The sequence below is a fragment of the Streptomyces sp. TAA040 genome, assembly GCF_000424845.1.
The window spans coordinates 133,854-144,601 of the sequence record NZ_AUKR01000015.1 but is presented as its reverse complement, the minus strand read 5'-3'; the positions used below and the strand labels follow the sequence as shown (position 1 = coordinate 144,601).

Sequence of the window (10,748 nt, the reverse complement as noted above, 5' to 3'; positions counted from 1 at the left end):
GCAGTGCCCAACTCGCGCTCGGCTACAAGCGTGCGGTGAACTTGCCGTCGGGTCGTTTGTGCAGCCAGCCACGGTCGGCGAGTTTGGTCGGCTTCGCCCGCAGCGGTTCCAGCTTCCCGCGTGCCGCCACCTCCAAGCCCAGCTCCACACCCACCGCCCTGACCTGCACCGGTCCGTCAGCGGCACGAACGATCGCCAGGATCTTGCGGTAGTCCCCGGGCAGCGCGGCCTCGTCGTTGGTGTCGCTGCGGTGTGGGATCAGCAGCACCGCCCGCCCCGCCACCTGAGCAGGAGCAGGAGTGACGGCCTCGGCGGCCTCCTTCACGGACCGGTCCTGCTCGGCCAGCCGGTACAGGACCCGCTCGGCGATCACCAGTTCCTCCCGCTCGGACTGGACCTCCTCCAGCCGCTTGGCCAGCTCCTCGGTGAGCGTGTCCAGTTCACTCCGGCGAGCTGTGATCCGCTCCAGCTCCTGCATGCCCGCAACCACCCCGCACTCTCCCGGCGTACCGATCCGGTCACGGATCGTAGGAGCAGCAGGACGGCGAGCGCAGCAGAACCCAAGAACGACCCCGTCCGACACGTCAGACGATCTTCACCGTGGACACCCGCCCACGACCAGCGTGAGCACCGCAAAGCCCGCGCACACCACCCCGGTGACCCGCAACTTCACGATGCACACTGTTCATTGAGCGTCGCCAGCCCTCGTCGTTGCATCGTCACTCGCAACCTTGACGCCGCCTGACCTGCCCGACGCGCGCCTGACACCCCATCAGAACGCGCGTCACATGAGCGTCACGAGCGTCATTTCGGCGTCAAGATATCGCCCGTAACGCCCACACCGCACATCATGCGCACGCAAGAAACCGCAGGTCAGGCGCCCTTCGCGGCCGGTTCGAGGATGGCCACCGTCTCGAAGTGGTGGGTCATCGGGAAGAGGTCGAAGGCGCGGAGGAAGCGGGGGGTGTAGCCGGACTCGCGGAAGTACTTGAGGTCGCGGGCCAGGGCGGCCGGGTCGCAGGCGACGTAGGCGATGCGGCGGGGCGCGAGGGCGGCGAGGCGCTCGACGGTGCGCTTGCCGGCGCCGGCGCGGGGCGGGTCGAGGACGACGAGGTCGGCCTCGGTGATGCCGGTGCGCGGCAGAACCTGCTCGACCTTGCCGTGCTCGATGCGGACCCGGTCCAGGTCGGCGAGGTTGCGGCGGGCGTCCTCGGCGGCACGCTTGACGGACTCGATGCCGAGCACCGCGCCCGTCTCGCCGACGCGCTGGGCGAGGGCGCCGGCGAAGAGGCCCACGCCGCAGTACAGGTCGAGGGCCATCTCGCCCTTGCGCGGGGTGAGTCCGCGCATGACCGCGTCGACCAGCAGCTCCGCGGACTGCGGGTGGACCTGCCAGAAACCCCCGGCGCCGACGCGCCAGGTGCGGTCGTCGGCCCGCTCGCGGACGAAGTCGCGGCCGTGCACCCGGTGCAGGGCCTTGTCCTTCTCGCCGACGCGGAGCACGGAGACGGGCTTGTCCAGCTCGACGAGCGGGAGCCGGCCGCCGGGGCGCGGGGTGAGGACGACCTGGCGGTCGCTGGAACCCTCGGCCGCGGCCGCCTCGACGGTCGCGATCTGCGGCCACTCGCGCTGCTCGATGCCCAGCTCGGACACGCCGGGGGCGGCGATCAGGCAGCGGTCGACGGGCTGCACCTCGTGCGAGCGGTGCTTGCGGAGTCCGGCCCTGCCGTTCTCGTCCACGGCGTACTGGACCCGGGTGCGCCAGGCGGGCACCTCCCCGGCGGGCACCTTGTCGCCCGGTGCCGGCTCGACAGTGCCGTCCCAGTGGACGTCGTCGGGGGTGAGACCGGCCAGGCGCGCCAGCTGCTCGGTCAGCACCTCCGCCTTCAGGCGGCGCTGCGCACCGGGCTTGGCGTGCTGCCAGTCGCAGCCGCCGCACTTCCCCGGGCCGGCGAAGGGGCACGGCGCCTCGATCCGGTCCTTGGACGGGTCCAGGATCTTGACCGCGTCAGCGCGCAGGAAACGGGAGTCGGCGTCACCGTCGGTGATCCGGGCGGTGACCCGCTCGCCGGGCAGCGCGTGCCGGACGAAGAGCACCCGGCCCTCGGTGGTGCGGGCGACGCAGTGGCCGCCGTGGGCGACCGGGCCGACCTCGACCTCGTACTCCTGGCCGACCAGTGATGCGGCGGCGGTTTCGGACATGTCGGGGTGACTCCAGGAGGCGAGGGGGTGTGCGAACGGCAGCCTTCTACTGTACGTCGCTCCGGGGCCCCTTCCGTACGCCCGTCCGGCCCGGCACCACCTGCCGCGTCCGCACCGTCCGCCAGGGCGCGTGACGTCTCCGTCGTCGGGCGTCAGCCTTCCGCCGTCGGCGTCATCCTTCCGTCGGCAATTGGACGCACAAGCGACGCATGTTGCGGACGCAGCGGGTACTGCTGACGATGACGGCGTCCCTCGCCCCGTCGGGCCCCGCCGAGACCCGGAGAAACGGGGCTCCGGTACGGGCTCCGCTGTTGCCCCACGCGTCCCATTGCTGCGACGAAGGAGTGCGAATGACCGGCGAACCGCTGCGCGTCCTGGTGACCGGAGCCTCCGGCTATGTCGGCGGCCGGCTGGTTCCGGAGCTGCTCGATGCGGGTCACACCGTGCGGTGCCTGGCCCGCAGCCCGGAGAAGCTGCGCGACCAGCCGTGGGCGGACCGGGTGGAGGTGGTGGCCGGGGACGTCACGGACGCCGGGTCGGTGCGGGCGGCGGTGCGGGACGTGGACGTGGCCTACTACCTGGTGCACGCACTGGGCAGCGGCCGTGACTTCGAGCGGACGGACGGGCGGGCGGCGCGGATCTTCGGTGAGGAGTGCCGGGACGCCGGGGTGGGCAGACTGGTCTACCTCGGCGGGCTGACGCCGGCGGGCGTGCCCGAGCGGGAGCTGTCGGCGCACCTGAGGTCCCGCGCGGAGGTGGCGCGGATCCTGCTGGACTCCGGCGTCCCGACGGCCGCACTGCGGGCCGCGGTGGTCATCGGCTCCGGCTCGGCCTCGTTCGAGATGCTGCGCTACCTCACCGAGCGGCTGCCGGTGATGGTCACGCCGAGCTGGGTGGGCAGCCGGGTGCAGCCGATCGCGATCCGCGACGTGCTGCGACTGCTGGTCGGCTGCGCGCATCTGCCCCCGGACGTGAACCGGACATTCGACGTGGGCGGCCCGGACGTCCTGACCTACCGCGAGATGATGCAGCGCTACGCCGCGGTGGCAGGCCTCCCGCGGCGGGTGATCGTGCCGGTGCCGGTGCTGACGCCGCGGCTGTCCAGCCACTGGATCGGGCTGGTCACGCCCGTCCCGAGGTCGATCGCCAAACCGCTGGCGGAGTCGCTGCGGCACGAGGTGGTGTGCGCGGAGGGGGACATCGAAGCGTACGTGCCGGTTCCTCCGGAGGGGGCGCTGGGCATCGACCGGGCGCTGGAGCTGGCGCTGCGGCGCATCCGGGAGGCGAAGGTGACCACACGGTGGTCCTCGGCCGCGCTTCCCGGCGCGCCGAGCGATCCGCTGCCCACCGACCCGGGCTGGTCCGGCGGCAGCCTCTACCTCGACCGGCGGCAGCGGGCGGTGGAGGCGTCCACGGACGTCCTGTGGGAGGTGGTCGAGAGCATCGGCGGGGACAACGGCTGGTACTCCTTCCCTCTGGCGTGGGCGGTGCGCGGCTGGTTGGACCGGCTGGTCGGCGGGGTGGGGCTGCGCCGGGGGCGGCGGGACGCGAACCGCCTGCGGGTGGGCGACTCGCTGGACTTCTGGCGGGTGGAGGAGATCGAGCGCGGTCGTTTGCTGCGGCTGCGTGCGGAGATGCGGCTGCCGGGGCTGGCCTGGCTGGAGCTGCACGTCCGCACGGGCGAGGACGGGCGGACGTACTACGGGCAGCGGGCGCTGTTCCATCCGCACGGGCTGGCCGGGCACGCGTACTGGTGGAGCGTGAGCCCTTTCCACGCCGCCGTGTTCGGCGGGATGGCGCGCAACATCGCCAGGGCGGCGGAGCGCCGCAGCGGCGGCCGGTCGGGTCCGGACGGGGAGCGGTCCGGACGGTCCGGCCCCCACCGCCCCGGCCGCTCCCGTCGCGGATGAGCCGGCCCCCGTCGCCCCGGGCGCAACCGCCCCGGGCGGGATTGAGCCGGGCGCGCGGACGGTCGAGCGCACGCGGGAGGCGGTCAGGGGCGGTCGCGGTCCTCGGGCGAAGCGGCCGGACGCTGCTACGGGGAGGCGTCGCGCTGCTCGTCGAGTTCCTCGTTGAGCACTGCCAGGAACCGGACCACGATCCGGAGTTCAGGGTCGCTGAACCGCTGCCGGGCGGCCTCGGTGCCACGGGCGAGTGGCTGGAAGAAGCGGCGGGCGACCTCGCGTCCGCGGCCGGCGTACCGCAGGTGGACGACCCGGCGGTCGACGGCGTCGCGTTCGCGCCGTACGTGCCCGGCGCGCTCCAGCCGGTCCAGGCAGGCGGTGACGGCGCCGGAGGTCAGGTGCAGCCGGTCGCGCAGGACGCCGGGGGTGACGGGCACCTCGGGGTCGCTGTCGAGGAGGGCGATCAGCGCCTGCACGTCGGTGGGGTGCAGGTCGTTGGTGAGGGCGAAGTCGTGCGCGAGGCGGTTGAACTCGCCGTTCATCCGGCGCAGCAGGACGGCGAATGCCGGGAGGTCGGTGGACGGGCCCTCGTCGCTCCCGCCGACCGGGCCGGGCTGGGGGTGATCCTTGTCGCGCACTCCCCCACGATATACATGCTTCAATGATTGAGATTCTCAGCCATCGAGTTGTACCGGTCCGATTCGGTTCGCGCCCGGCCCGTCCGCGGGCCGGGGTGGTCCGCCCGCCGTACCGTGCCGATCAGGGGAAAAGATGAGTTCTGCACCACGCAGCCTCCGCTGGCTGCTGCCTGTCGTCCTGCTGGCCGTCTGGCTGGGGGTGGGGGGCGGCCTGGGCCCGTACGCCGGCAAGCTCGGCGACGTCTCCACCAACGACCAGTCCGCCTTCCTGCCGGAGAGCGCCGAGTCCACCCGGGTCGGTGAGGCGCAACAGAAGTTCCAGAAGACCGAGTCGATCCCCGCGATCGTGGTCTGGGAGTCCGCCGGCGACGGCGGCGAGCAGGTCACACCCGGGCAGCGCGGCGCGGCCTCCCAGGTCCTGGAAAAGCTGGGAGAGGCGTCCTGGGCCACCGGTCAGGCCTCCCCGGCCGTGCCCTCCGAGGACGGCCGGGCGCTCCAGGGCGTGGTGCAGCTGGACGACTCGCTGGGCGAGCAGACCGCGGAGGCCCTGGCGGAGGTCAGGTCCGCAGCCGAGGAGGTGCCGGGCACCGAGGTGTACGTCGCCGGGCCGGCCGCCACCCAGGCGGATCTCGGCGACGCCTTCGCGGGCATCGACGGGCTGCTGCTCGGGGTGGCGCTGAGCGTCGTGCTGGTCATCCTGCTGCTCGTCTACCGCAGCGTGCTGCTGCCGCTGGTGATCATCACCGGCTCGGTGTTCGCCCTGGCGCTCGCCTCCGCCGTCGTCTACGCCCTCGCCGACCGGGACGTGGTCCGGGTCGACGGCCAGGTGCAGGGCATCCTGTTCATCCTCGTGATCGGAGCCGCGACCGACTACGCGCTGCTGCTCACGGCGCGGTTCCGCGAGGAACTGGTCAAGCCCGGCAGCGACCGCTACCGGGCGATGCGGGCGGCGCTGCGCCGCTCGTTCGGCGCGATCAGCGCCAGCGCCGCGACCGTGGCCCTGGGGCTGCTGGCGCTGCTGCTGAGCGACCTCCGCAACAATCAGGCGCTGGGCCCGGTGGGTGCCATCGGCATCGTCTGCGCGGTGCTCAGCGTCCTGACCTACCTGCCCGCGGTGCTGGTCCTGCTGGGACGGGCGGCGTACTGGCCGTCGACGCCGCAGCCGGCTGCGGAGGAGCCCGCGCCGGACGCCGTCGGCACGGGTCTGTGGGGACGCGTCGCGGCGCTGGTGGACCGCTCTCCGCGCCGGGTCTGGGCGTTCTCCCTGGCCGGCCTGGTCGCAGCGGCGGCGTTCTCCCCGCTGCTGAACACGCAGGGGGTGCCGCTGAAGGAGATCTTCGTCAACGACGCGCCCTCCGTCACGGCGCAGGAGAAGCTGGCCGAGCACTTCCCCGGCGGCTCCGGGAATCCCGCCGTCGTCATCGCGAACGCGGACCGCACCGCCGAGGTGACGGAGGTGGTCGGCGACACCGAGGGTGTGGACGCGGCGGCACCGGTGAGCGCGGACGGCCGGCCCGGCGGCGAGCCGATGGTGGTGGACGGGCAGGTGCGGATCGACGCGACCCTGGAGGCGCCGGCCGACAGCGACGCGGCCAACGACACCATCCTGCGGCTGCGGGATGCCGTGCACGAGATCTCCGGGGCCGACGCCCTGGTCGGCGGCTACACCGCCCAGCAGTACGACACCCAGACCACGGCGGAGCGCGACCGCTCGGTCATCACCCCGGTGGTGCTGGGCATCATCCTGCTGGTCCTGATCCTGCTGCTCCGCTCACTGGTGATGCCGGTGGTGCTGGTGGCCACCGTGGGTCTCAACTACCTGGCGACGCTGGGGGTCTCCGCCCTGGTCTTCCAGCACCTGCTGGGCTTCACCGCGACGGACCCCTCGGTGCCGCTCTACGGGTTCGTCTTCCTGGTGGCGCTCGGCGTGGACTACAACATCTTCCTGATGACCCGGGTCCGCGAGGAGACCCTGAAACACGGCACCCGCCTCGGCGTGCTCAAGGGCCTCGCCGCCACCGGCGGGGTGATCACCTCGGCCGGTGTGGTGCTGGCGGCGACCTTCGCCGCGCTGGTGGTGATCCCGCTGGCGTTCCTGGTGCAGATCGCGTTCATCGTGGCCTTCGGCGTGCTGCTGGACACCCTGGTGGTGCGGTCGCTGCTGGTGCCCGCGCTGGTCCGGGACGTCGGCCCGGTGGTGTGGTGGCCGAGCGCGCTGCGGCACCGCCGCGACGCACCGCTGCCGGCCGGCGGCGCGACCCGGCCGGACGGTGATGCGGCCGCTCCCGGCGCGGACGGGTAGCGTGGGGTGCACCGTTCGGCACCGTGCCGGGTCGGCGCGACCCGGCACAGCGCCGGACGGTGTCCGCCGAGGTGACAGCAGCAGGGGAAGGTGTGGGGTAACGGCCTCATGCACATCGTGATCATGGGATGCGGCCGGGTCGGCGCCGCACTCTCGAAGACCCTGGAGACCCAGGGGCACACCGTCGCGGTCATTGACCAGGACCCGACCGCCTTCCGCAGACTCGGGTCCGGTTTCGGCGGGCGCCGGGTCACCGGTGTCGGTTTCGACCAGGACACCCTGCGCGAGGCGGGGATCGAGGACGCGGGCGCCTTCGCCGCGGTCAGCAGCGGCGACAACTCCAACATCATCGCGGCCCGGGTGGCCCGCGAGATGTTCGGCGTGGACAACGTGGCCGCCCGGATCTACGACCCGCGGCGCGCCGAGGTGTACCAGCGGCTCGGGATTCCCACCGTCGCGACCGTCCGGTGGACGGCGGACCAGATGCTGCGGCGGCTGCTGCCGTCCGGGGCGGAACCGCTGTGGCTGGACCCGACCGGTGGCGTGCAGCTTGCGGAGGTGCACACCTCCGCCGCGTGGGTGGGGCACCGGATCAGCCGGCTCCAGGAGGAGTCGGGGGCGCGGATCGCGTTTCTCACCCGAATGGGGGAAGCGATGGTCCCGGACAGCCACACCGTGCTCCAGGAGGGCGACCTCGTGCACGTGATGATGGAATGCCGGCAGGTCGGGAACGTCGAGGCAGTGTTCGACCGCGGGCCGGAGGAGACACCGTGAGCGGGACGTGGACAGTGGCGGGCCCGGCGCTCCCGGCGGCCGGGGCACCCCGGGCCGCCGGGTGGACGCGGCCCGGAGCGGGTCGGAAGGGGCGGCAGCGGTGAGGGTCGCGATTGCCGGAGCAGGCGCGGTCGGACGGTCGATCGCGGGCGAGCTGCTGGAGAACGGCCACGAGGTGCTGCTGATCGACAAGGCGCCCACCGCCATCTCGGTGGAACGGGTGCCGCAGGCGGAGTGGCTGCTCGCCGACGCCTGCGAGATCACCTCGCTGGACGAGGCCGCGTTGCAACGCTGCAACGTGGTCATCGCCGCCACCGGCGACGACAAGGTCAACCTGGTGGTGTCACTGCTCGGTAAGACCGAGTACGGCGTGCCGCGGGTGGTGGCCCGGGTCAACAACCCGAAGAACGAGTGGCTCTTCAACGAGGCGTGGGGCGTGGACGTGGCGGTGTCCACGCCGCGGCTGATGTCCGCGCTGGTCGAGGAGGCGGTGAGCGTCGGCGACCTGGTGCGGCTGATGCGGTTCAGCCAGGGCGATGCCAACCTCGTGGAGCTCACCCTGCCGCCGGAGGCGTCGCTGGCCGGGACGAGGGTGGACGGCGTGGACTGGCCGGAGGACACCGCGCTGGTCACGATCATCCGCGGCACCCGGGTCCTCACGCCCAAGGGCGAGCACGTGCTGGAAGCGGGCGACGAGCTGCTGTTCGTGGCGGCCCAGGACCGCGAGAAGCAGTTGGAGGACCTGCTGTCGGTGCGCGGCCGGGGCGGCGGCAGCCGGACCCTCGGCCCCGGGAACTGACCGGCGGACGCACGCCTCGTCCGGGATACCCCCTGCACGTCTGCCGCGGGCGCCCGACCGGTTCTCCGGTCGGGCGCCCGCGGCACGTGCGCGGGGGCGGGTCAGCCTGCCCGGTGCCGGCCACCGGACCGGTCGGGGTCCTCGGGGGAGTCGTCGGCCGGAGCCGTCGGACCGTCGGAGGCGCCCCCCGGAACCTGCGCGCCGCCGCCCGGCGGTACGTGGCCCGCAGCGCTGTCCGGCGGCGCCGCGGAGGACGCGCCGCCGGTCTCGCGACGGGACTTCTCGGCCTTCTCCCGCTGCTCCTCGGCCTCCATCTCGGCGATCACGTCGATCGGCGGGGGCGCCTTGGCGAGGAAGATCCAGGTCAGGTAGACGCAGAGCAGGAAGGGCGGGATACCGAGCGCCACCCGCAGCCATCCCAGCTGGGTGACATCGCCCCAGAAGTAGATCGGGAAGGTGATGCACGACTTGGCCAGCAGGACGATGCCCCAGGCGTACGAGGACTTGGTGTACGCCCGCTTCCGCCCGGGGTTGCGGGTCCGCCAGGAGAGGTTCTCCCGGAACACCGGCCCCAGGATGAGGCCCAGCAGCGGGAGGCCGGCCGCGGCGCTGACGAGGTAGGCCACTGCGAGGCCCAGGGTGTAGAGCATGCCGGGCAGGTAGAAGTCCTTGGCCTCGCCGGACATCATCGCGAACACCGCTCCGATGGCCACGCCGAAGACGCCGCTGAACGCGTGCTTGACGGTGCTCCCGCCGACGAGCCGGGCCACGGCCATCAGCGCGGAGAGGCCGAGGGCGGCGAGGGCGGAGACCTGGAGGTCGCGGTTGACGGTGTAGCTGAGGACGAAGACCAGACCGGGGACGGTCGTCTCGATCATGCCCCGCACGCCGCCGAACGCCTCCAGGAAGGCGGCCTTGGTGACGTCCTCGTCGGCGATCGGCGCCACCGTCGGCGCCTCGGGGTCCGAGGCCGGCTTGTCGAGTGAGGTCACTCGCTACTCCTGTCCGGGGGAACGCAGTTCGTACTTGGGGTTGAACAGCACCGGACGGCCGCGGTACATCGCGATACGGCCGGAGGCGATCAGCGTACGTCCCGGCTCGACACCGGCGATAGCGCGACGGCCCAGCCAGACCACGTCCAGTGAGGCCGTGCCGTCGAACAGCTCGGCCTCCAGCGCGGGTACTCCGGCCCGGGGTCGGAGTGTAACGCTGCGCAGCGTTCCGGTCACCTTGACGATCTGGCGGTCGCCGCAGTCCCGGATGTGGGTGCAGCCGACCGCGGCGCGGTCCTCCTGGGGCCGCTCGGCCGCCTGCCGCTCCCCGGAGGGCGAGAAGACGTCGAGGAGGCGCCGTATCCTCCCGGCCCGCCGTGCGGGCCTGGTCGCACCACTCATACCGGCCAGCGTACCCGCCGTTCGGCGGGAAACCGCCGGTCCGTGCGTCACCTCTCGAAGCGGTACCCCATGCCCGGTTCGGTGACGAAGTGCCGCGGGTGCGAGGGGTCGGTCTCCAGCTTGCGTCGCAGCTGGGCCATGTAGACCCTCAGGTAGTTGGTCTCGGTGCCGTAGGAGGGCCCCCAGACCTCCTGGAGCAGCTGCTTCTGGCCGACGAGGCGGCCGGTGTTGCGCACCAGCACCTCCAGCAGGTGCCACTCGGTCGGGGTGAGACGCACGTCCCTCCCGTCACGGTGGACCTTCTTGGCGGCCAGGTCGACGCTGAAGGAGTCCGTCTCCACCAGCGCCGGCTCGTCGGCCGCCGGGGCGGGCTCGGCCCGCCGGACGGCGGCCCGCAGCCGGGCGAGCAGCTCGTCCATGCCGAACGGCTTGGTGACGTAGTCGTCGGCACCCGCGTCGAGCGCCTCCACCTTCTCGTCGGAGGAGTGCCGGGCGGACAGGACGAGGATCGGCACCCGCGTCCAGCCGCGGATGCCCCGGATGACCTCGACACCGTCCATGTCGGGCAGGCCCAGGTCCAGGACGACGACGTCCGGGTGCCGCTCGGCGGCCAGCCGCAGCGCGGTGGCGCCGTCGTACGCGGCGTCCACCTCGTAGGCGCGGGCCTTGAGGTTGATCACCAGCGCGCGGACGATCTGGGGCTCGTCGTCGACCACGAGCACTCGGCGCATCGCG

10 protein-coding genes are annotated in these 10,748 nt (G+C 72.8%); 4 read left to right on the top strand and 6 right to left on the bottom strand.

Features of this window, described 5'->3' with window-relative positions; genetic code table 11:
• Window positions 1-22: 22 nt before the first annotated feature.
• Together H300_RS31880 and H300_RS0115335 are read right to left on the bottom strand one after the other, a co-directional pair.
• Window positions 23-478 carry a hypothetical protein gene (locus H300_RS31880; protein WP_028426895.1) on the bottom strand — a complete coding sequence of 152 codons (456 nt, stop codon included), beginning with the start codon at window positions 476-478 and terminating at the stop codon, window positions 23-25.
• A gap of 395 nt (window positions 479-873) precedes the next feature.
• Window positions 874-2,202 (bottom strand): class I SAM-dependent RNA methyltransferase, encoded by a 1,329-nt coding sequence (locus H300_RS0115335; RefSeq protein WP_028428139.1) that lies wholly within the window; start codon window positions 2,200-2,202, stop codon window positions 874-876.
• 350 nt (window positions 2,203-2,552) lie between these two features.
• On the opposite strand from H300_RS0115335, the gene H300_RS27090 reads away from it, so the two are divergent.
• Window positions 2,553-4,112 carry an SDR family oxidoreductase gene (locus tag H300_RS27090; RefSeq protein ID WP_106966848.1) on the top strand — a complete coding sequence of 520 codons (1,560 nt, stop codon included), beginning with the start codon at window positions 2,553-2,555 and terminating at the stop codon, window positions 4,110-4,112.
• A gap of 125 nt (window positions 4,113-4,237) precedes the next feature.
• On the opposite strand, the gene H300_RS27085 is transcribed toward H300_RS27090, so the two are convergent.
• Window positions 4,238-4,744, bottom strand: coding sequence for a MarR family transcriptional regulator (locus tag H300_RS27085; protein ID WP_051270068.1), 507 nt, complete (start codon window positions 4,742-4,744; stop codon window positions 4,238-4,240).
• Window positions 4,745-4,877: 133 nt separating this feature from the next.
• Here H300_RS27085 and H300_RS0115320 point away from each other — a divergent pair, with 133 nt between their 5' ends.
• The 3 genes from H300_RS0115320 to H300_RS27080 all read left to right on the top strand — a co-directional run bounded on the left by H300_RS0115320 (window position 4,878) and on the right by H300_RS27080 (window position 8,619).
• On the top strand, window positions 4,878-7,046 hold the full coding sequence (locus tag H300_RS0115320; protein ID WP_028428138.1) for an MMPL family transporter: 2,169 nt from the start codon (window positions 4,878-4,880) through the stop codon (window positions 7,044-7,046).
• A gap of 108 nt (window positions 7,047-7,154) precedes the next feature.
• Window positions 7,155-7,820: a potassium channel family protein gene (locus tag H300_RS0115315; RefSeq protein ID WP_028428137.1), complete on the top strand. Its 666-nt coding sequence runs from the start codon at window positions 7,155-7,157 to the stop codon at window positions 7,818-7,820.
• 100 nt (window positions 7,821-7,920) lie between these two features.
• Window positions 7,921-8,619 carry a potassium channel family protein gene (locus H300_RS27080; RefSeq protein ID WP_051270072.1) on the top strand — a complete coding sequence of 233 codons (699 nt, stop codon included), beginning with the start codon at window positions 7,921-7,923 and terminating at the stop codon, window positions 8,617-8,619.
• 101 nt (window positions 8,620-8,720) lie between these two features.
• On the opposite strand, the gene H300_RS27075 is transcribed toward H300_RS27080, so the two are convergent.
• Genes H300_RS27075 through H300_RS0115295 form a run of 3 tightly spaced genes read right to left on the bottom strand, consistent with a single transcriptional unit; the run spans window position 8,721 to window position 10,744 of the window.
• The gene (locus H300_RS27075) at window positions 8,721-9,611 is read right to left on the bottom strand and encodes a DUF3159 domain-containing protein (protein WP_051270067.1); all 891 of its coding nucleotides are present in this window, start codon (window positions 9,609-9,611) and stop codon (window positions 8,721-8,723) included.
• Window positions 9,612-9,614: 3 nt separating this feature from the next.
• Window positions 9,615-10,013 (bottom strand): OB-fold nucleic acid binding domain-containing protein, encoded by a 399-nt coding sequence (locus H300_RS0115300; protein ID WP_028428136.1) that lies wholly within the window; start codon window positions 10,011-10,013, stop codon window positions 9,615-9,617.
• Window positions 10,014-10,060: 47 nt separating this feature from the next.
• A complete protein-coding gene (locus H300_RS0115295) occupies window positions 10,061-10,744 on the bottom strand; it encodes a response regulator (protein WP_028428135.1) in 684 nt (227 codons plus the stop codon).
• Window positions 10,745-10,748 lie beyond the last annotated feature (4 nt).

What these genes read in the sequence shown, in the direction of transcription:
- H300_RS0115315 (WP_028428137.1), top strand. Translation starts at nt 7,155, where the DNA reads ATGCACATCGTGATCATGGGATGCGGCCGGGTCGGCGCCGCACTCTCG.
- H300_RS0115295 (WP_028428135.1), bottom strand. Translation starts at nt 10,744, where the DNA reads ATGCGCCGAGTGCTCGTGGTCGACGACGAGCCCCAGATCGTCCGCGCG.
- H300_RS0115320 (WP_028428138.1), top strand. Translation starts at nt 4,878, where the DNA reads ATGAGTTCTGCACCACGCAGCCTCCGCTGGCTGCTGCCTGTCGTCCTG.
- H300_RS0115300 (WP_028428136.1), bottom strand. Translation starts at nt 10,013, where the DNA reads ATGAGTGGTGCGACCAGGCCCGCACGGCGGGCCGGGAGGATACGGCGC.
- H300_RS27090 (WP_106966848.1), top strand. Translation starts at nt 2,553, where the DNA reads ATGACCGGCGAACCGCTGCGCGTCCTGGTGACCGGAGCCTCCGGCTAT.
- H300_RS31880 (WP_028426895.1), bottom strand. Translation starts at nt 478, where the DNA reads ATGCAGGAGCTGGAGCGGATCACAGCTCGCCGGAGTGAACTGGACACG.
- H300_RS0115335 (WP_028428139.1), bottom strand. Translation starts at nt 2,202, where the DNA reads ATGTCCGAAACCGCCGCCGCATCACTGGTCGGCCAGGAGTACGAGGTC.